19 protein-coding genes are annotated in these 18083 nt (G+C 67.5%); 13 read left to right on the top strand and 6 right to left on the bottom strand.

Annotated features, from left to right (window positions below; all coding sequences use genetic code 11):
• Window positions 1–249 precede the first annotated feature (249 nt).
• The gene (locus E5CHR_RS19960) at window positions 250–981 is read left to right on the top strand and encodes a hemerythrin domain-containing protein (protein ID WP_162581453.1); all 732 of its coding nucleotides are present in this window, start codon (window positions 250–252) and stop codon (window positions 979–981) included.
• On the opposite strand, the gene E5CHR_RS19955 is transcribed toward E5CHR_RS19960, so the two are convergent.
• The 3 genes from E5CHR_RS19955 to E5CHR_RS19945 all read right to left on the bottom strand — a co-directional run bounded on the left by E5CHR_RS19955 (window position 978) and on the right by E5CHR_RS19945 (window position 3799).
• Window positions 978–2324 carry a GAF domain-containing protein gene (locus E5CHR_RS19955; protein ID WP_162581452.1) on the bottom strand — a complete coding sequence of 449 codons (1347 nt, stop codon included), beginning with the start codon at window positions 2322–2324 and terminating at the stop codon, window positions 978–980. The genes E5CHR_RS19960 and E5CHR_RS19955 overlap by 4 nt on opposite strands.
• Window positions 2321–2812 carry a hypothetical protein gene (locus E5CHR_RS19950; protein WP_162581451.1) on the bottom strand — a complete coding sequence of 164 codons (492 nt, stop codon included), beginning with the start codon at window positions 2810–2812 and terminating at the stop codon, window positions 2321–2323. Before E5CHR_RS19950 ends, E5CHR_RS19955 begins: the two co-directional genes overlap by 4 nt.
• 111 nt (window positions 2813–2923) lie before the next feature.
• On the bottom strand, window positions 2924–3799 hold the full coding sequence (locus E5CHR_RS19945; protein ID WP_162581450.1) for a CoA transferase: 876 nt from the start codon (window positions 3797–3799) through the stop codon (window positions 2924–2926).
• Between the two features lie 98 nt (window positions 3800–3897).
• Here E5CHR_RS19945 and E5CHR_RS19940 point away from each other — a divergent pair, with 98 nt between their 5' ends.
• Window positions 3898–4800 carry an SDR family oxidoreductase gene (locus tag E5CHR_RS19940; protein ID WP_162581449.1) on the top strand — a complete coding sequence of 301 codons (903 nt, stop codon included), beginning with the start codon at window positions 3898–3900 and terminating at the stop codon, window positions 4798–4800.
• Between the two features lie 26 nt (window positions 4801–4826).
• On the opposite strand, the gene E5CHR_RS19935 is transcribed toward E5CHR_RS19940, so the two are convergent.
• Window positions 4827–5216, bottom strand: coding sequence for a DUF488 domain-containing protein (locus tag E5CHR_RS19935; RefSeq protein ID WP_162581448.1), 390 nt, complete (start codon window positions 5214–5216; stop codon window positions 4827–4829).
• A 97-nt stretch (window positions 5217–5313) separates the two neighbouring features.
• Here E5CHR_RS19935 and E5CHR_RS19930 point away from each other — a divergent pair, with 97 nt between their 5' ends.
• Together E5CHR_RS19930 and E5CHR_RS19925 are read left to right on the top strand one after the other, a co-directional pair.
• A complete protein-coding gene (locus E5CHR_RS19930; protein ID WP_162581447.1) occupies window positions 5314–6138 on the top strand; it encodes a crotonase/enoyl-CoA hydratase family protein in 825 nt (274 codons plus the stop codon).
• A 149-nt stretch (window positions 6139–6287) separates the two neighbouring features.
• A complete protein-coding gene (locus E5CHR_RS19925; protein ID WP_162581446.1) occupies window positions 6288–6527 on the top strand; it encodes a hypothetical protein in 240 nt (79 codons plus the stop codon).
• 32 nt (window positions 6528–6559) lie between these two features.
• Here the strand turns inward: E5CHR_RS19925 and glgX are convergent, their stop codons facing one another.
• Window positions 6560–8707, bottom strand: coding sequence for a glycogen debranching protein GlgX (glgX, locus tag E5CHR_RS19920; protein WP_162581445.1), 2148 nt, complete (start codon window positions 8705–8707; stop codon window positions 6560–6562).
• A gap of 217 nt (window positions 8708–8924) precedes the next feature.
• Here glgX and E5CHR_RS19915 point away from each other — a divergent pair, with 217 nt between their 5' ends.
• The 9 genes from E5CHR_RS19915 to E5CHR_RS19875 all read left to right on the top strand — a co-directional run bounded on the left by E5CHR_RS19915 (window position 8925) and on the right by E5CHR_RS19875 (window position 17733).
• Window positions 8925–9302, top strand: a complete 378-nt coding sequence (locus tag E5CHR_RS19915; RefSeq protein WP_162581444.1) for a cupin domain-containing protein — start codon at window positions 8925–8927, stop codon at window positions 9300–9302.
• 17 nt (window positions 9303–9319) lie between these two features.
• Entirely contained in the window at window positions 9320–9553 is a 234-nt protein-coding gene (locus tag E5CHR_RS19910) for a hypothetical protein (RefSeq protein ID WP_162581443.1), read from the top strand.
• 67 nt (window positions 9554–9620) lie between these two features.
• The gene (locus E5CHR_RS19905; protein ID WP_162581442.1) at window positions 9621–11654 is read left to right on the top strand and encodes an AsmA family protein; all 2034 of its coding nucleotides are present in this window, start codon (window positions 9621–9623) and stop codon (window positions 11652–11654) included.
• 339 nt (window positions 11655–11993) lie between these two features.
• Window positions 11994–13175, top strand: coding sequence for an ABC transporter substrate-binding protein (locus E5CHR_RS19900; RefSeq protein ID WP_232062128.1), 1182 nt, complete (start codon window positions 11994–11996; stop codon window positions 13173–13175).
• A gap of 13 nt (window positions 13176–13188) precedes the next feature.
• Entirely contained in the window at window positions 13189–14049 is an 861-nt protein-coding gene (locus E5CHR_RS19895) for a branched-chain amino acid ABC transporter permease (RefSeq protein ID WP_162581441.1), read from the top strand.
• 5 nt (window positions 14050–14054) lie between these two features.
• Complete coding sequence (locus tag E5CHR_RS19890; RefSeq protein ID WP_162581440.1) at window positions 14055–15050, top strand: branched-chain amino acid ABC transporter permease; 996 nt, start codon at window positions 14055–14057, stop codon at window positions 15048–15050.
• A complete protein-coding gene (locus E5CHR_RS19885) occupies window positions 15047–15877 on the top strand; it encodes an ABC transporter ATP-binding protein (RefSeq protein ID WP_232062127.1) in 831 nt (276 codons plus the stop codon). The genes E5CHR_RS19890 and E5CHR_RS19885 overlap by 4 nt, the downstream gene beginning before the upstream one ends.
• Window positions 15878–15880: 3 nt before the next feature.
• The gene (locus E5CHR_RS19880; protein ID WP_162581439.1) at window positions 15881–16615 is read left to right on the top strand and encodes an ABC transporter ATP-binding protein; all 735 of its coding nucleotides are present in this window, start codon (window positions 15881–15883) and stop codon (window positions 16613–16615) included.
• Window positions 16612–17733, top strand: coding sequence for an amidohydrolase family protein (locus tag E5CHR_RS19875; protein ID WP_162581438.1), 1122 nt, complete (start codon window positions 16612–16614; stop codon window positions 17731–17733). Before E5CHR_RS19880 ends, E5CHR_RS19875 begins: the two co-directional genes overlap by 4 nt.
• On the opposite strand, the gene E5CHR_RS19870 is transcribed toward E5CHR_RS19875, so the two are convergent.
• Entirely contained in the window at window positions 17681–18067 is a 387-nt protein-coding gene (locus E5CHR_RS19870) for an FAD-binding protein (protein WP_232062126.1), read from the bottom strand. The genes E5CHR_RS19875 and E5CHR_RS19870 overlap by 53 nt on opposite strands.
• Window positions 18068–18083: the final 16 nt, after the last annotated feature.

The following is an 18083-nucleotide window of genomic DNA, read 5'->3' as shown; positions in this document are numbered from 1 at the left end:
CGCTCTCCCGGGCGGGAGCATCCCGCCCCCGCCTCCAGCGTAGCGAGCCGGCAGGGCCTCAACAAGATGCGCGTGCTGTTTCTAGGTGGGCTCGCCTAGGACGATGCGCCCATGCGCAGGCACCAAATTTAAGATTCCGTGAGGGATCGCATAAGCAATTCTTAGCAGCGCCCCGGGACCGCTGTTTCTAGACTTCTTCCCCAGCAGGCCGGTGCATGGTGCAGCGGCCGCCTTATGAAGAAAGTCCCCATGAACATTGATCAACGCGAGATGCGCCAGGTGGCCCAGGTAGCCCAGGTGGCCGCCGCACCGCGCATCGACCTCTACGCCGGCATCCACAAGGCGCTTCGCGCGCTGATGGCCGACACCCTGCTCGGCCTCGGGCGCGCGGATTTCGAGGACACGCTCGAACTGGCGCAAGCCACGCAGCGCGTGCTGCAACTGCTCGACTTCTGCCGCTCGCACCTGCGGCACGAGAACGAGTTCGTCCACAAGGCCATGGAAGCCCGCGCGCCGGGCGCCAGCAGCCAGATCGCACACGAACATGCAGAGCACGAGGAAGAGATCGGCGTGCTCGCTGCACAGGCCACCGCGCTCCTGGCGTGTGAGCCGGATGCCCGCGCCGCCGGTACGCTGGCGCTCTACCGCGCCCTGTCGCTTTTCATTGCCCACAACTTCGAGCACATGCATGTCGAGGAGACGGCGCACAACGCGGTGCTGTGGGGGCGCTACACCGATGCCGAACTGGCCGAGATCCACGACGCGCTGGTCGCCTCCATCCCGCCGGAAGAGATGATGTTCACGCTGCGCTGGCTGGTGCCCTTCATGAACCCGGCCGAGCGCGCCGGGATGATGGCCGACATGCGAGCGCAGGCCCCTGCACCTGCCTTCGCGGCCGCGCTCGAGGTGGTGCGCCCGCATCTTGGGGCGCGGGAGTGGGCCAAGCTCTCAGCCAGCCTTGGCCTGGAACCTGACGCCTAGGCTGGAATCTCGTCGAGCGAGATCGGCCGCTCGAGGCGAAGGCGGAAGCGGCCACGCCCGGTTTTCTCGATGCGGATATCGGGGCACTGCTCGGCCAGGCGACGCTGCAACAGGACCAGGCGCGCCTCCAGGTTGTCCGACAGGTCGGGCAGGCGCAGGGCAGGGTCCAGCCGCAGCTCGCGGTTGGTGAACTCGCTGCGGCCGAGTTGCGCATGCTCGCGCAGCAGCTTGCCCAGGATGGCGCCGGCGACACCCTTGATGAGGTAGCTGTCGCCCACGAACACGCTGTTGTTGACGAGGTAATGGCGAACCGGCAGCGGCGCGCCGCTCACCAAAGGGGTATCGGCTTCGGCCGGCTCCTCCGGCGGCGCCGGCTCGGCCGAGGTGTGGAGCAGGTCCAGTGCGGCCCCCAGGTGCCCGGCGATGGCGACCAGCGCGTCCTCGTCCTCGAAGGCGAAGCGCATGTCCCGCGGACTCTCGACGAACAGCACGCCCAGCAAGCGGCCGGTGGAAAGGATCGGAACCGCCAACTGGCTGTGCGGCTCGGGCAGGCCCGGAAAGGGAATCTCGGTCTCCAGCGCCAGGCCGGGCTGGCTCTCGCGCAGGCTGATGCGCACCGCGTGGCTGTAGGCCGCTGCATTCGTCATGTGGCTGATGCGCACTGGCGTGCGTTCGCGCGCCGCCATGCCGATGACGCCGTGGCCCATCTCGATCTCGGAGCCGACGCCGGAAGTCGCGTAGCCGCAGCTGGCCACGGTGTAGAGGCGCTGTGCCGGCGCATCGAGCACGAGGATCATCGCGTGGCGGATGTCCAGGTGGTCGTTGAGCGCGGCGAGCGCGGCCTGCAGCAGCTCATCGGTGGCAGCGCAGGCCGTCAGGCGTTCCGCCGCGCGGCGCACCCCGGCCAGCAGGGCCGGGCGCGGCGCGGCAGGCAGGCATTCGCCTTCGAGGCGTTCGATGGCCTCGACCTCATAGATGTCGGAGCCCAGCAGACGGAACACGCCGGCCATGCCGGAATAGGACGCGATGCCCGCCAACTGCGCCTTCATGCCTTCGAACAGCGGGCCTTCGGTCTCGGTGCGCAGGTAGCGAAGTTGGAGCCGGTAGAACACGGCCGTGACCGGATCCATCACGAGCACGGTTGCGTGCGGATTGGCCAGGATGTTCTGGCGTGTCTTGTTGAAGAACTGGAACGACAGCGCGACGTGGCGCTCGTCCACGTAGTAGACCTGGGAGATGTAGGCGACATTCGGGGTGCCGTCCGCTGCGCAGGTCGCCATCATGGCCGGGATCGCGCCTTCCAGGCAGGCGCGGATGGAGGGCAGGGACGGTGCGGCGTTCATGCGGCCGGCAGCGCGCTGCCGGCGCGCGGGCCGGGCGTCTGGTCGTAGGCCTCGCTGGGTGCGAAGCGGATCGCCACCATGTCCTGAAGGCTGCAGGCCAGCATGGCGCGCACGAATGCGGCGTCGAAGCCGACGCAGGCGACCTCGTGTTCCATCGAGGCCAGGTAGCGGCGCAGGCAGGGCAGGTCGCTGTCGTCGGCCGCGCGCAGTTGTGCCGCCCTCGCCTTGACCTGCACCGTGCGGTGGCTCAACGGCTCGCTGAAGACCACCGCCAGCTGCCCGGTCGCGGCGACATCCTGCAGCAGTTGGCGCGACTGGCTGCGCGAAAGGTACACGGTGATTTCGCCGCCGTCGGCCGAAATGCCGGCGCCGACTGCGCGCATCAGGCTGGGACGGTGGGCGGCGTTGCGCGAGGCCACGATGGCCGAGACGCCCTTGTCGATCATCGCGATGTGCTCTGGACTCAGCAGCGGGGCTTGCACGGTCATGACGAAAGAGGGTTGCAGAGCTTGCCGGGAAAAGCGCGAGTGGGATTGTGATTCAAACTGGCCCCGCTGCGGGCGAGCATCGCGCCGGAAGTCGAACGCAGCGGGGCGGGCTCAGGGTTCCAGCGTGAGAAGCGGCACATCGCGCTCGCGGGCCATGACCTCAAGCTCGGCGCGCGTGCGGGTCCGCAGCCAGTCGGCCAAGGCTGCGCGCGCTGCCGGCGCCATCATGTCCTGGGTGCCGAGGCCTGCCGCCTCGCAAAGCCGCGCCGCGAAATGGGGCTCCAGTGCGGCCACTGCCACCCGGCCATCGGCGCAGGGGTAGACACGGTAGCCCGCGTGGGCGCCCCCGACGGCACCCGTCGGGCGCGTCAGGCCCCAGCTGCGCGGCAGCGCGAGCCAGTCGGCCGAGGCGTTGAGTGCAACTTCGAGGTACAGGCCGGTGCCCGGCTGTCCGCGGGCGCAGAGCACGGCCTTGAGCACCGCCTCGCTCGCCAGCAGCGCGCCGCCCATGTCCGCATAAAGGGTCGGCGGCAGCTCGGTGCCGGTGACCAAGCCGCTTTCGGCCAGGTAGGTGAGGTCGTGGCCGGGTTCCTCGGCCCGCGCGCCAGGAGCGCCGACGATTGCCACCTGGCAAAGCGCGGGATGCCGGGCGTGCAACGCGTCCCACCCCAGGCCGAGCTTGGCGAGGGCGGAGGGGCGGAAGGAGGTCAGCAGGACTTCGGTCTGGTCGAGGGCCCGGTGCAGCTGCGCCAGGCCGGCCTCGGTCTTCAGGTCGGCCGGCTCGATCGTCACGCCTTCGTGCAGCGCGGCATAGGCGGCTTGGTTGTAGTGGGCCATCGGGTCGCCGCCGGGTGGCTCGAACTTCAGGCAGCTGGCGCCCATGGCGCGGCAGCGCATCAGGGCCGCGGGGCCGGGCAGGTTGAGCGCAAGGCTCAGCACGCGCACGCCCGAAAGGGGCGCGGCGACAAGATCGGGAAAAGGCGGCATGGGCGTGTCCTTGGGCGGTGCTGTCACCTTGGGAGCTTACCGGCTCGGCCGGCTCGCTCTACGATGCGCCTGCACAGCTCTTTCAACCAGGAGACCACATGTACCAAAGCAATCTCATGGCCGGCCGCCGGATTCTTGTCACCGGGGGCGGCACCGGTCTCGGCAAAGCGATGGCCGAGCGCTTCCTGGCGCTGGGTGCCGATATTGCGATTTGCGGCCGGCGCCAGTCGGTGGTCGAGGAGACGGCGGCGCAATGGCGCACCCAGTTTCCCGACCGCAGGGTCGATGCCTTCGGGGTCGACATCCGCAACGCGCAGAGCGTGGAGGAGATGGTCGAGGCGCTCTGGCAAAGCGGCGGGTTGACCGGGCTGGTCAACAACGCGGCCGGCAACTTCGTGGCGCCCACGGAGAGCCTCTCTTCGCGCGCCTTCGATGCCGTCGCCAACATCGTCTTCCACGGCAGCTTCTACGTGACGCAGGCGGTCGGCAAGCGCTGGATCGCAGAGGCCAGGGGCGGGCAGTGGCAGCCGAGCGATCCGTACCGCAGCGTCATGAGCATCATCGTGACCTGGGTCGACAACGGCGGCCCCTACGTCGTTCCGTCGGCCATGAGCAAGGCCGGCGTCGAGGTGATGACCAAGTCGCTGGCGATCGAATGGGCGCGCTACGGCATCCGGCTCAATGCCGTGGGCCCGGGCGAGATTCCGACCGAAGGCATGAGCAAGCGGCTCAATCCCGGCGAGGAGCCCGGAGCGCGCAGCAAGCTGCGCAACCCGATGGCGCGCACCGGCCGAATGAGCGAGCTGCAGAACCTCGCCGCCTTCCTGATGGCCCCCGGCCAGTGCGACTGGCTGACCGGGCAGAGCATCATGATGGACGGTGGCCAGGCCCTGGCCACCGGCGGCAACTTCTACGAGCTGCGGGAGTGGAGCGACGCCCAATGGCAGGAAGCGCGCGAGCACATCGAAGCCCAGAACCAGAAGGACAAGGCGCAGCGGTAGGACAGTCGGGCTTCCGGTCCCACGACTTACTCGGCGATCTTCGCGCCGCGTGCCTTCAGCAGTTCGCGCAGAAAGGAGCGGTGGCAATGCGACTCGTCTTCGCAGTAGCAGCCGACCGAGAAATTGCTCTGGTGCGACAGCGCCGCCAGCAGGTCCAGGCTGCGGCTGGCGTCGGGCTCGGCCATCTCTGCCTTGAACCTGCGCCCGAAGGCGGCCCATTGCGCTGGCGTCTCGGCGGCCTGCGCGGCCTTCATGGTCTCGACCGAGGGCGCGAGGTTGGGGTACCACACGTCGTACCAGTCCTGCGAGGCGAACTCGGACTTCGACACGCCGCGCGGCGGGCGGCGCACGGTGCCGATGCGCAAGCCTTCGCCGGGGCTGCGCTCACTGCCGAGACGGACGATTCTGACGGCCATGGATATCCTCCTGGAGCTGCCTCGTGATGCTGCCGAGGCGACAGGCGCGATCATCGCCGAGCATCGATACTCGCGCCGCAAAACCTGGAGACCCGGCATGAACGAACGCATCGAAATCATCCGCCACGCCGACGGCGTGGTCGAGCTGCAGTTGGCGCGCGCCGACAAGATGAACGCGCTGGACCCCTCGATGTTCGATGCACTGATCGACGCCGGCGAGCAGTTGCGGCAGGACGCTCGCGTGCGCGCCGTGGTGCTGGCCGGCCGCGGCAAGGCCTTCTGCGCCGGGCTGGACATGCAGTCCTTCGAACGCATGCAGCAGGGTGCCGGCAGCGGCGTGATCGGAAGGCATGCGGTGTCCGACCTGCTGGTGCGCACCCATGGCATCGCCAACGCGGCGCAGCAGGTCGCCATGGTCTGGCGCGATGTGCCGGTGCCGGTGATCGCCGCCGTGCACGGCGTGGCCTTCGGCGGCGGGCTGCAGGTGGCGCTGGGCGCCGACATCCGGCTGGTCGCGCCCGACACCCGGCTGTCGGTGATGGAGATCAAGTGGGGCCTGGTGCCCGACATGGGCGGCATGGTGCTGATGCGCGAGCTGGCCCGGACCGACGTGGTGCGCGAGCTCACCTTCACCGGCCGCGTTTTCTCCGGCGAGGAGGCCGTCGCCCTGGGCTTTGCAACGCGCGTCTCGGTGGACCCCCTGGCCGATGCCCTGCAGATGGCGCACGAGATCGCGCAGAAGAGCCCTGACGCCATCCGGGCCGGCAAGCGGCTGCTGAACGCGGCGACGGCACACAGCGCGGCCGACCTGCTTCTGGCCGAGTCGGTCGAGCAGAAGGCGCTGGTCGGCAGCGCCAACCAGACAGAGGCCGTGCGCGCCAACTTGGAGCGGCGCTCGCCCCGGTTCGAGCCGCAGCCCTAGCGGAGCCTCCATGCGCAAGGCATGAGGGCCGATGCGACGGGCCCCCGAAGGCGGCCACAGTGCAATTTTTATGTGGGCTTCGTGTCATCTTTGCGTCTTCTGCGTTTGGATGATCCGGAGTGGCCTCGGCGAGCCGGCATACTCGCGAAGTGCCCATCTCCCTGCTCCATCGCCTGGCAGAGCACGATCTGCCCATCGCCGTCAGCAACGGTGCCGACGTCGACGCTCTGCGTGTGCTGAGCCTCGCCGGTCACGTGAAGGCCACGATTCCCCGACCCGTGCGGACCATGGACGGCTATGAACAGCCGCCCGCCACCGCCATCGCCATCACCTCGCTGGGGCGCAGCATGATGAAACGATTTCCCAGGGGTTCAGGCCTGACGGCCTGATGCCCTTGAGATGCCGGTGCCGACCCGTTCGTTCACGCGCGGGCGCGAGCGGCGAACAAGACCACCGAGCGGCCGGTCGCCACATAGCGATCGAACCCACCCTCGCCGTCGCTGCCGAGTGCCGGGTCCGTCGTGTCGATCCTCAGTTGCCAGCTTCCCCCGCCCGGGGCGGGCGGCAGGACGAACGGAACCGGCTCTTGCCATCCGTTGAGCAGGATCAGCACGCTCACATCGTGCGCGGCAACCGGCAGGGCCGACACCGGCGCGCGGCCGTCGAGCAACAGCGCAAACGAGCGGGTGTGGCCGTCTTCCCAATGGGCGGGCTGCATTTCGTCGCCGGCGGGCGTGAGCCACGTCGAGTCCTTCCCGGCGAGCTCCTCGAAATAGTGGCCGGTCAGGAACCGGTTGCGCCGCAGCACGGGCAGTTCTCGCCGAAGCGCGAGAAGACGCGCCGCAAAGGCTCTTAGCGAGCGGCCGGACGCGGTCTCCGCCGCCTCCCAGTCGACCCAGGAAATCTCGTTGTCCTGGCAGTAGGCATTGTTGTTGCCTTGCTGGGTGCGGCCGAACTCGTCGCCTGCCAGCAGCATGGGCGTGCCCTGCGAGAGCAGCAGCGTGGCCAGCATGTTGCGCTGCTGCCGCGCCCGCAGCTCCAGCACTGCGGGGTCGTCGGTGGGCCCCTCGACGCCGCAGTTCCAGGACCGGTTGTCCGAGTGGCCGTCGCGGTTGTCCTCGCCGTTCGCCTCGTTGTGCTTGTCGTTGTAGCTCGTGGTGTCGGCCAGCGTGAAACCATCATGGGCACTGATGAAGTTGACGCTTGCCCAGGGGCGGCGCCCGCGCTTGTTGAACCGGTCAGCGCTTCCGGTCAGCCGCTGGGCCAGTTGCGCTGCGGTGCCTTCGTCGCCCTTCCAGTACGCGCGCACGGTGTCTCGGAACTGGTCGTTCCACTCGGCCCAGCCGGGCGGGAAGCCGCCGACCTGGTAGCCCCCCGGGCCGATGTCCCAGGGCTCGGCTACGAGCTTCACGCTGGAGAGTACAGGGTCCTGGCGGCAGCTCTTGAGAAAGCCGCCCCCTTCGTCGAAGCCGTCGGGTTCGCGTGCAAGGATGGTGGCGAGGTCGAAGCGGAACCCGTCGACCTTCATCTCCGTGACCCAATAGCGCAGGCTGTCCATGACCATCTGCAGCACGCGGGGATGGCTCAGGTTCACCGTGTTCCCGGTGCCGGTGTCGTTCACGTAATAGCGCGGGCCCGGGCCGTCGCCGGCGGGCATGAGCCGGTAGTAGCTCCTGTTGTCGATCCCCTTGAAGGACAGCGTGGGCCCCAGCTCGTTGCCCTCCGGCGTGTGGTTGTAGACCACATCCAGGATCACTTCCAGGCCGTGCGCATGGAAGCGGTCGACCATGTGCTTGAACTCGTCGATATGGGGCCCATCCATGTAGCGCTGTTGCAGGGCGAAGAAGCCGAGCGTGTCGTAGCCCCAATAGTTGCTGAGGCCCTTGTCCTCCAGGTAGGACTGGGTCACGAACATCTGCACCGGCAGCAGCTCGACGCTGGTGATCCCCAATTCGCGGATCGGACGCAGGACTTCGTCGCGCGCCATGCCTGCGAACGTCCCGCGAAAGTGCTCGGGAATGCCCGGGTGCTTGATGGTAAAGCCGCGCAGGTGGGTTTCGTAGAAGACCGTTTCCTGCCAGGGCACGCGCAGCCGATCGGTCTGCGTCCACTCGAAGCGCGAATCGACCACCACGCATTTGGGCACGAAAGGCGCGCTGTCGCGTTCGTCGAAGCTGAGGTCGCCGTCCGGGTGCCCCACGGTGTAGCCGAACAGCTCCGGTGCCCATTCAAGCACTCCCATGTGCGCCTTGGCGTAGGGGTCGAGCAGCAGCTTGTGGTGATTGAACCGATGACCGTTCTCGGGTTCGTAGGGCCCGTGGACGCGCAGGCCGTAGCGCGTGCCGGGCAGCAGCCCTGGCACGAACCCGTGCCAGATCTCGTCGGTGTACTCGGGCAAGGTGACGCAGCCGATCTGGGTGGACCCTGCCTCGTCGAAGATGCAGACTTCCACGCGCGTCGCGTGTGCGGAAAAGACGGCAAAGTTGACCCCGTCTCCCGTGAAGGTGGATCCCAGCGGATGAGGCGAACCTTCCTGGACGGACAAGGCATGCGAGGGTTGCGAGGACATGGTGTGCAGTACGGAAAGCAGAAAAATGCGCAGCGTCGCTTGCGCAGCGCCGCTTCGAGGGCGGCAGGACGGCCGCCCTTGCGTAGGTTGGAATCGCAACTGCCGCTTGCCGTGTCGGACTTGCCTTCCAGAAGCCTCCGCCATTTGCTGTCGAATCCGTCGGCTTCGCCCGGCCAGATTGCAGTCATTGTCCTGACAAAGTATCTTCGAGAACACCATGGCCCTGCCTCACGCCCAAGCCCTCGATGTCATCGGCATCGGCCCGCTCGGAGCGAACGTGCACGACGCGGTCAGCACCAGCCTGTTGAAGACGCAGCGCCTGCAACTGCTGCACCTCGTCCTGCCGGCGCGCCGAGACCACCCGGAGCATCACGTCGGCGACGAGTGCACGATCCAGTGCCTCGAGGGCGATGTGGAGGTGAGGATGCCCGGCGGGGTCCGCCGGCTCGGGCCAGGACAACTGGTGGTTCTTCCGGCGCGGCAGCGCCACTCCCTCAGCGCGCGGGTCGACTCCGCCGTCCTGGTGACGCTGCTGCTGCAGAACGGCGATGCGGGAGATGGCGGCGGTGCCGGCAACCGCGTGCCTCCCACCTGACGAGAAGGAGAAACGTCATGCCCACACCAGACAAATTCCGCGAGTGCTATGACGCGTGGAAGCGGGCATCCGACCAGCACCGGGACATGATGGACGCCGTCATGGCCGGCGGCCCGCTCGATGCCGAGGCGATGGAACGGAAGCTTGGCGAGATCGATGGCCTCCACAAGGAGTGGATGGAACTTGCGGCGCGGATCGGAGAGAGCGCCACGACTGGACAGGCCAAGCCAGCCCGACGCGGCGCCAAGTAGGCCCGTGAAGCTGTCAGGCGCGGCCTTCGCCTGAGGGCCCGCCACCTCGAGGTACCGGGAGTGCACCATGACGATGGCAGGTCTGCAGGGGTTCCCGCGCAGACATCCGATCTGGATGGTGGCCTTGCTCGCGCTGCTCGCGCTGCTCGCCGTTGCCGTGCTGTTCGACTGGAACTGGTTCCGAGCGCCGCTCGAGCGCTACATTTCTGCCAAGACGGAGCGCGTCTTTCGCATCTCCGACCTCCATGTCTCGCTGGGCCTCACGCCCACCATCCGCATGCGCGAGGTCTTCTTCGGCAACTCCGACTGGTCCGATGAGGAAGCGATGGCGCGCATCGAGACGCTGGAGTTTTCCGTCTCGCTGCGCGACCTGCCCGAGAAGATCCTGGTGCCGCGCGTCGCGCTCACGCGCCCGGACCTGGTTTTCGAGCGCCTGAAGGACGATCGCAAGAATTGGAAGCTCGGCGATCCGTCGGACACCTCGCCGAGCAAGCTGCGCATCAGCACCCTGTCGGTCGACCGGGGGCGCTTGCGCTACATCGATCATGGCGAGCCCTTCCAGATCGAGATCCAGGGCAGCACTTTCGATCCTGCGAGCCAGCCCAGGGTCAAGGATGCCGACGCACCGCCGAGCAACGTCCGGTACAGCACCGAGTACGCATTCAAGGGCAGCTATCACGGGGCAGGTTTTTCCGGAACCGCGCTGACCGGCGAGGTGCTGAGCTTCCAGGAGTCCGGCGTTCCGTTTCCGGTCAAGGGAACCCTCGCCGCGGGGACGACGAAACTCGAGGTCGAAGGCACGGTCGCCGACGCGGCCAACATCTCGGCCATCGACACCCGGCTTCGCATCGAAGGGCAGACGCTCGCCAACCTGTACCCCTTCCTGTTGCTGCCGCTGCCGGCCTCGCCGCCGTACCAGCTGCAGGGGCACCTGGTGCTGAAGGGCAACCGCTACGCCATGGACGATCTCCGCGGCAAGATCGGCTCGACCGACGTCACCGGCGCCGGCGCTTATGTCGAGAAGGCGCCGCGCCCGCTCCTGACGGCCAGGCTGCACAGCAAGCTGCTGAACATGGCGGACCTCGGGCCCATGATCGGCATCCAGACCCAGGCCTCGGCCGGCAAGCCGCAGCTGTCTCAGGCCGAGACCCGCTCGCGTCCGGCCGCAGCGGCCAAGGACAAGGCCATCGATCCGAACCATATTCTTCCGGCGGGCTCCTTCGACGGCAGCCGGCTGCAGAAGATCGATGCCGAAGTGACGCTGGACGCGACCAGACTCATGGTTCCCAAGGCCTTGCCACTGGAAAGCCTGCGGGCCTCGCTGCGGCTGCACGATGCGCTGCTGGAGCTCAACCCGCTGGAGTTCGGATTTGCCAGCGGCGCGATCGTCTCGCAAATCCGGCTCGACGCAAGAGAGCCCACGATCCGGTCCGACGTGCAGGTCAATCTGCAGCGGGTGCGCGTCGATGCGCTGATGCCGAAGCAGAAGCGCATTGCGCAGGCCGCCGGCTTCCTCGGCGGCACCCTGCAGCTCAAGGGGTCCGGCAACTCCATCGCGGACGCGGCGGCCAAGGCCGACGGCCGCATCGTGCTCACCATCGCCAACGGGCGCATCTCGAATCTGCTCGATGCGGCCAGCAGCCTCCAGGGCGGCAAGGTGCTGCAGCTGCTGATCGGCGGCGACCGCGAGATCGACGTGAACTGCGGCGGGGTGGCCTTCGACGTGAAGCAGGGCCGCGGTGCCTCCAGCCTGCTCGTCGTCGACACCGAGCAGACCCAGATCCTGGGCGGGGGCGGCTTCGACCTCGCGCGGGAGACCTTCGACATCACCGTCGCGCCCAAGCCCAAGCAGCCGGGCCTCCTGTCGCTGCGCACGCCCGTGCGTGTCTTCGGCACGTTCAAGCAGCCTGAATTCGCACTCGAGAAGGGGCCGCTTGTCGCGCGCGCGGGGGGCGCCATTGCGCTTGCCGCCGCGGCGCCGCTCGCCGCGCTGTTGCCGCTGCTTGAAACGGGGCCGGGACTGGAGACGAACTGCGCCTCGGTGCAGCGGCAGGTGGCCCCGGCCGCCAAGCAGGCCAAGACCCCGCGCAAGCGCAGGTAGGGTTCCGGGCCGGCGGCACGGGGCTGATCATCAACGACAGCTTCGCTCGAACCCGGCTGCGCGACCATTACGTTGCGCGATAGTAGGATTCAAAAAAAGTATTTTTGGTTGTAGTGCGACCCACTGACACTCCAGCCCCGATGGAGTCGTTTCTTCCCCAGGCGGATGAACATACCGGGTCGTGAGCCGCGAGCGCGACGAGCCTCGCGCGATCCATGGCGAGGTCGCCATGCGGGTAGCCCATCGAGCGAAACCCCTCTGTGCCTGACCTTCTTCTCCCAGCCGGGCGCTCGACCCGGCCGGCAGCAGACACGAGCGATTACTACAAAGGAGACACTGATGACCCCGTGCTGGAAACGAGCTTTCAAGCAGATGGCAGTGGCCGCCACACTGGTGGCACTGGCCGACTTCAGCGTGGCACAGACGCTGAAGATCGGATGGCTTTCGTCGCTGACCGGGCCGCTTTCGGTGGCGGCCCAGTCGGAGTCCATCGGGGTGCAGATGGCGGTGGACGAGATCAACAACGCCGGTGGCGTCCTGGGGAAAAAGATCGAGCTCGTCACGCGCGACACGGCCGGCGATCCGACCAAGGCGGTCAACTTTGCGCAGCAGCTCGCGCTCAGTGACAAGGTCCAGGCCGTCATCGGGCCAGTCAATTCGGGTGAGGCCCTCGCGAGCACGCCGATCCTTGCGCGCGCCGGCGTTCCCAACATCCTGATCGCGGTCGTCGATGAGCTGACGGACCCCGTCAAGTTCCCGCGGGCGTTCCGTGTCGTGAGCACCAACCAGCAGTGGATTTCGACCGCAAACGACTATGCGCTGCAGACGCTGAAGAAGAAAAAGATCGCCGTCATCGCCGACACGACGGGCTTCGGCACCGCCACGGCCAAGGCGGCGATCGACATGATGTCGCGCTCGCAGGTGACGCCGGTCTACACCGTGCTGCTCGACCCGAACAAGACCGACGTGGCGGGCGAGATGAGCAAGGCGAAGGAGGCCGGCGCGGAGATCGTGATGGCCTGGACCTCCTCCACCGGATTGCTCGCGAGGCTGTTGAACACGCGGGGCGAGATGGGCTGGAACGTGCCGGTGATCGGGCATCCCTCGATGACGGCGCCGCAGGTCCAAAAGCTGTTGAACAAGCCCGAGAACTGGGAAAACGCCTTCGCGCCCGGCTACAGGAACATCACCTACGACGCCAGCGGGAAGCTGCCCGCGCGCACACAGGCGCTGGCAGACAAGATGCGAGCAAAGTCCGGCGGCAGCGCGATCGACGTGAACCTGTGGTGGGTCGCCATGGGATACGACACCGTCAAGGTCCTCGAACACGCAGTGAAGAGCGCCGGCTCCGCCGATCCGGCCGCGATCCAGAAGGCGCTGGAAGGCACCCAGGCCTTCCCCGGCATCTTCGCGAACTACTCCTGGGGCCCGACGCAGCGCAACGGCTTTCCCGACAGCGACATGGTCATGAACGCCGCCAACACGTTCAAGGACGGCAGCTTCAAACTCGCGCCCTACTGAAAGCCTGCCGCGCATGATGACCGTCCTGATCACCGGGCTGGCGATCGGCATGCTGTATGCCACCGTCGCCTTCGTCTACAACGTGATGTTCTCGACATCCAAGGTGCTGTCGATGACGACCGGCCACATCTCGATGCTGGGCGGGGTGTTCGGCGCCTATTTCATGCAGACGCTGCAGCTGCCATGGGGGCTTGCGCTCGCCGGCGCGGTGTCCGTGGGCGCGGCATTCGGCGCGCTCACCGAACTGGTGGCCGTGCGCCGCGTGCTGAACCGGAGCGACGAGCACCTGTGGCTGCTCAGCACGCTCGCATTGGCGACCATCGTCCAGCAAGGGGTGGGCCTGTGGTGGGGCACCGAGCCCAAGCCATTCCCCAGGCTGGTTCCGCAGGGTTTCAGCGCGGGCGCGGCAGACCAGAAGTTCTGGTTGCCGATCGGCGCGGCAGTGCTGATCGCGCTGGGACTGGAGCTGTTCTACCGCCGCACGATGTATGGAAAGCTGTTCGTCGCGATGTCCGAAGACGCATTCGCCGCGCGCGCCCGCGGCGTCTCGACCGATCGGGTGCGCCTGCTGTCGTACGTGGTCTCCGGGGCGCTCGGAAGCCTGGCCGGCTTCGCCGCGGGCCAGTTGACTTTCGCCTTTTTCGCCCTGGGCCACGTGCTCACGCTCAGCGGCTTCATCGCGCTGGCGGTGGGCGGGTTGGGCAGCAATGCGGGCGCGCTGATCGGCGGTGCCGCACTGGGGCTGCTGAACGCATTCGCCAGCTACTACTTCGGGGGCGAGTACCAGCAGACCATCTCGGTCGGCCTCTTGCTGCTGGTGCTGCTGATCAAGCCCGAGGGCCTGCTCGGCGCAAAGAACGTGAGGCCGGTATGACAGGCATGACGCGTCCGAAGATGATCAGCCTGGTGCTGGGCGCGTTGCTGATCGCGACGCTGCCGTTCTGGGCGGGCGACCAGTACCAGTTGCACCTGGCGGCGCTGATCTCGGTCTACTGGATCCTCGTGGCGGGCCTGAACCTGGTGGTCGGCTTCACCGGCCAGCTCTCGGTCGGCCATGTGGGCCTGTTGTCGATCAGCGCCTACACCTTCGCCATTCTGGGCGGCAGCCTCGGGTGGAATCCGTACCTGGCCACGGCGGCGGCAGGCGCTCTCGGCGGTCTGTGCGGGCTGCTGCTCGGGCTGCCTTCGCTGCGCCTGCCGGGCTTCTACTTCGCGATGGCCACGATGGCCTTTGCGATGATCGTCAACGAGCTGATCCTCGCCAACCCGCAGCTCACGGGCGGCGGTGTCGGCTTGCCGGGGCCTGCGTTCCCCGCGCCCTTCGATTCGCCCACCGGCTTCTACTACATGGTCGCGGGACTGGCGTCGGGCGTCACCTGGCTCACCTGGAACGTTGCGCGCCGGATGTGGGGGAGGGCGTTCATCTCGATCCGCGACAACCCGGTCGCGGCGCAGGCGGTCGGCGTGCCGGTGCTGCGCGCGAAGCTTTCTGCCTTCGTGTTCAGCGGCATGACGGCGGGCATCGCGGGATCGGTGTTTGCCAGCCTTCAGAGCTACATCACGCCCGACACCTTCGTCTTCGAGCTGAGTCTGTTCTTCTTCGTCTGCATCATCATCGGTGGCCGCGGCAGCCTGATTGGACCCTTTCTGGGCGTCGCTGCCCTCACGGCCCTGCCGGAGGTGGCGGCTCCCCTCGCGAAGTTCGGGAACCTGTTCTACGGCGTGTTGCTGCTGGTGGTGGTGCTCGTCGTTCCGGAGGGCATCGGCCGCATGCTGGAGCTCATCGGCGAGCGCATCCGCCCGCGCGTCGTGCATCGGCAGCCCGTCAAGCCCGACCTGGCGCGGCTCGCCCGCGCACTCGGGGGCCAGGCATGAACGCACTCAGCGCTTTCGAGACTGCGGGCGTCGCCGCTGCAACGCGGTCTTCCCGCGTTGCGGCCCACCGAACGGTGCCGCTGCGGGCGATGGAGATCACGCGGCGGTTCGGCGGCCTTCTTGCTCTGGACGGAGTCTCGCTGGATCTGCGTCCCGGCGAGGTGCACGGCCTGATCGGCCCGAACGGTAGCGGCAAGACGACGATGCTGAACCTGTTGTCCGGCTACTACCCGCCGAGCGCGGGCGAGATCCGCCTCGACGACGAGGATCTCTCGGCCCGGCCGGTGCAGCGCCGCGCGCAGGTGGGCATCGCGCGGACCTTCCAGAAGCCGCGGCTGCTGCCCCTGCTGAGCGTGCTGGAGAACGCGGTGCTCGGGGCCTGGCCGCACGCGCGCGCCGGCTTTCTCGCTACAAGCTTCGCGCTGCCATCGGTCGCGCGCGAGGACAAGGTGCTGCTCGATCACGCCACCGAACTGCTGCACGGCGTCGGCCTGGGGCACGTGCTGCACAGGCGCGCCAATCTGCTCGACCACGCCGAGCAGCGCTTCCTGGAGATCGCGCGGGGTCTGGCCATGCGCCCGAAGTTCATCCTGCTGGACGAACCGGCGGGTGGGCTCACGGACGTCGAGATCAACCATCTTGCCGGTGTGGTCCAAGCGATCCGCGACGCCGGGATCGGGGTGTTGCTGGTCGAACACCACACCGACTTCGTCTTTCGCATCTGCGATCGCGTGACGACCTTGAACCTGGGAAAGATGATCAGGCACGGCACGCCCGAGGAGGTGCGCTGCGACCCGGAGGTGATTCGTGTCTATCTCGGAGCTTGAAAGATGATCAAGGACCGGCCCGCGGCGCCCCTGCTCGAGGTGCGCGATGTGCATGTGGCCTACGGAAAGGCCGAGGCGGTGCACGGCGCCACGCTGGAGGTGCGCGCCGGCGAGTTCGTGGTCCTGCTGGGGCGCAACGGGGCGGGCAAGAGCACCTTGCTGCACGCCATCTCGGGGCTCTTGCCCATGCGGTCCGGCACGATCCGTTTCAACGGGCGCGATCTCGCCGCTGCCACGCCGCGAGACATCGTCAGGGCCGGCATCGTCCAGGTGCTCGAAGGCCATCGCGTCTTTCACAGCCTGTCCATCGAGGACAACCTGCTTCTGGGTACCTACGCGGCCAATCCGCGCGGGGATCGCAGCAAGCTTGCAAGGGTGTATGACATGTTCCCGGAACTGGCAGCGCGGCGCCATGAGATGGCGTCGCGCCTGTCCGGCGGCCAGCAACAGATTCTGGCCGTCGGCCAAGGCGTCGTGGGCGATCCAAAATTGCTCATCCTGGACGAACCCTCGGGCGGGTTGGCGCCCATGGTCATCGACCGCATCCTGGATGTTGCTTCGCACCTGCGCAGGAGCGGTGTCGCCATCCTGCTCGTCGAGCAGCTTGTCGAGAAGGCGCTGCGCCATGCCGACTACGGGTACTTGATGGAGACGGGCCGCATCGCCGCGGGCGGATTCGTTGATGAATTGCGTGAGGGCGATCTGCTGCAACGGGTTTACCTGGGCGGACATGCATGACGGAGGCCAAGCGCGATCTGCCCGGCTACCGCGGAACCCTGCACAGGACGACGAACGAGCTGTTGGATTGGCAGGCTGGCACGCTTCCGGAACCGGCGCTCGAACCCGAGCTGCCGATCGTCGATGCCCATCACCACCTGTACGGCACGCCCACCGATCCCCACCATTACCGCCTGGAAGATCTGGAGCGTGACTTCGCCGGCGGGCACAGGATCATCGCCACCGTCTACGTGGAGGGTTACCAGTCCGGCTGGCATCGCTCCGGGCCGCAGGCGTTGCGGCCGGTCGGCGAAGTGCTGAAGATCGCGGCGCTTGCGCAGTCCGGCGTTTCCCTTTCGCAAGGACCCTGCAAGCTTGCAGCCGGCATCGTCTCGCATGCCGACCTGCTCCTCGGAGACGAAGTCGCAGAGGTGCTCGAGGCGCAGCTGGAGGCGGGCCGGGGGCGATTGCGCGGCGTGCGCCACGCGGCGGCCCATGAGGACGGTGCCGTCGGCCGCTTTGTGCTGCATCCCGCAAAGCCGCATTTGCTCGCCGACCCTGTGTTTCGCAAGGGCCTGTCGCAAGTGCATCGCTTCGGACTGAGCTTCGATGCCTGGATCTATCACTTGCAGCTTGGCGAGCTCGCCGATCTGGCGGACGCCCTTCCCGAGTTGTCGATCGTGCTGAACCATGTCGGTGGCCTGATCGGCGTCGGCGACTACCGCCGCCACCGCGCCGCGAACGTTGCGCGGTGGCGCCATGACCTGGGACGTCTCGCGGCCTGTCCCAACGTGTCCGTCAAGGTGGGGGGCATGGGAATGCCGGTGTTCGGATTCGGGTTCGAGCACCGGGGGACGCCGCCCACGTCCCTGGAACTGGCCCAGGCGTGGCAGCCGCTCATCGACGCCTGCATCGAAGCGTTCGGCGCGCAGCGCTGCATGTTCGAAGGCAATTTTCCGGTGGACAAGCAGTCCTGCGGCTACACCGAGCTCTGGAACGCCTTCAAGCGGGCGACCCGTTCGCTGTCGCCTGTGGAGCGCGCGGCCCTGTTTTGCGGGACGGCGTGCCGGGTGTATCGGCTTGCGGTCAACGGTGAGCAGAAGGGAGGGCCGCCGACGTCGCGGACAGCCATCTCGTAGACCCGGCCGCGGATGTCGGCGATTTCGGTGTCGGTGATCGGGCGCGTCTTCGGGCACACAAGATTGAAGTGCACGCCGCCGTCAACGATGTGGCCGAAGTCGGTGACATCGACGTCAGGATGACTTTGCGGCAGTGCCGCGAAGCCGCCTCGTCGAGTTCGCTGAGCAGCACGCCTGCGGACACATGCGCTGTGCGCGCCGTTGCGTCCACCGAGAGGAAGTCCTTCATGCGCCGCGTGGACAGCACCACCTGGGTGCCACTCGCATCGGGCGTGGAAGCCGCCACCAGGCCCGTGTTCGCGCCCTGAGCCAGCAGCGCGTCCGGCGCGGCCATGCTTGCGCGCAGATCG

This window comes from Variovorax sp. PBS-H4 (genome assembly GCF_901827205.1).
Taxonomy (GTDB): Bacteria; Pseudomonadota; Gammaproteobacteria; order Burkholderiales; family Burkholderiaceae_C; genus Variovorax.
The sequence above is the reverse complement of the archived record's forward strand: the minus strand, read 5'-3'. Positions and strand labels throughout refer to the sequence as shown.

What these genes read in the sequence shown, in the direction of transcription:
- E5CHR_RS19960 (WP_162581453.1), top strand. Translation starts at nt 250, where the DNA reads ATGAACATTGATCAACGCGAGATGCGCCAGGTGGCCCAGGTAGCCCAG.
- E5CHR_RS19955 (WP_162581452.1), bottom strand. Translation starts at nt 2,324, where the DNA reads ATGAACGCCGCACCGTCCCTGCCCTCCATCCGCGCCTGCCTGGAAGGC.
- E5CHR_RS19950 (WP_162581451.1), bottom strand. Translation starts at nt 2,812, where the DNA reads ATGACCGTGCAAGCCCCGCTGCTGAGTCCAGAGCACATCGCGATGATC.
- E5CHR_RS19945 (WP_162581450.1), bottom strand. Translation starts at nt 3,799, where the DNA reads ATGCCGCCTTTTCCCGATCTTGTCGCCGCGCCCCTTTCGGGCGTGCGC.
- E5CHR_RS19940 (WP_162581449.1), top strand. Translation starts at nt 3,898, where the DNA reads ATGTACCAAAGCAATCTCATGGCCGGCCGCCGGATTCTTGTCACCGGG.
- E5CHR_RS19935 (WP_162581448.1), bottom strand. Translation starts at nt 5,216, where the DNA reads ATGGCCGTCAGAATCGTCCGTCTCGGCAGTGAGCGCAGCCCCGGCGAA.
- E5CHR_RS19930 (WP_162581447.1), top strand. Translation starts at nt 5,314, where the DNA reads ATGAACGAACGCATCGAAATCATCCGCCACGCCGACGGCGTGGTCGAG.
- glgX (WP_162581445.1), bottom strand. Translation starts at nt 8,707, where the DNA reads ATGTCCTCGCAACCCTCGCATGCCTTGTCCGTCCAGGAAGGTTCGCCT.
- E5CHR_RS19915 (WP_162581444.1), top strand. Translation starts at nt 8,925, where the DNA reads ATGGCCCTGCCTCACGCCCAAGCCCTCGATGTCATCGGCATCGGCCCG.
- E5CHR_RS19910 (WP_162581443.1), top strand. Translation starts at nt 9,320, where the DNA reads ATGCCCACACCAGACAAATTCCGCGAGTGCTATGACGCGTGGAAGCGG.
- E5CHR_RS19905 (WP_162581442.1), top strand. Translation starts at nt 9,621, where the DNA reads ATGACGATGGCAGGTCTGCAGGGGTTCCCGCGCAGACATCCGATCTGG.
- E5CHR_RS19900 (WP_232062128.1), top strand. Translation starts at nt 11,994, where the DNA reads ATGACCCCGTGCTGGAAACGAGCTTTCAAGCAGATGGCAGTGGCCGCC.
- E5CHR_RS19895 (WP_162581441.1), top strand. Translation starts at nt 13,189, where the DNA reads ATGATGACCGTCCTGATCACCGGGCTGGCGATCGGCATGCTGTATGCC.
- E5CHR_RS19890 (WP_162581440.1), top strand. Translation starts at nt 14,055, where the DNA reads ATGACGCGTCCGAAGATGATCAGCCTGGTGCTGGGCGCGTTGCTGATC.
- E5CHR_RS19885 (WP_232062127.1), top strand. Translation starts at nt 15,047, where the DNA reads ATGAACGCACTCAGCGCTTTCGAGACTGCGGGCGTCGCCGCTGCAACG.
- E5CHR_RS19880 (WP_162581439.1), top strand. Translation starts at nt 15,881, where the DNA reads ATGATCAAGGACCGGCCCGCGGCGCCCCTGCTCGAGGTGCGCGATGTG.
- E5CHR_RS19875 (WP_162581438.1), top strand. Translation starts at nt 16,612, where the DNA reads ATGACGGAGGCCAAGCGCGATCTGCCCGGCTACCGCGGAACCCTGCAC.
- E5CHR_RS19870 (WP_232062126.1), bottom strand. Translation starts at nt 18,067, where the DNA reads ATGGCCGCGCCGGACGCGCTGCTGGCTCAGGGCGCGAACACGGGCCTG.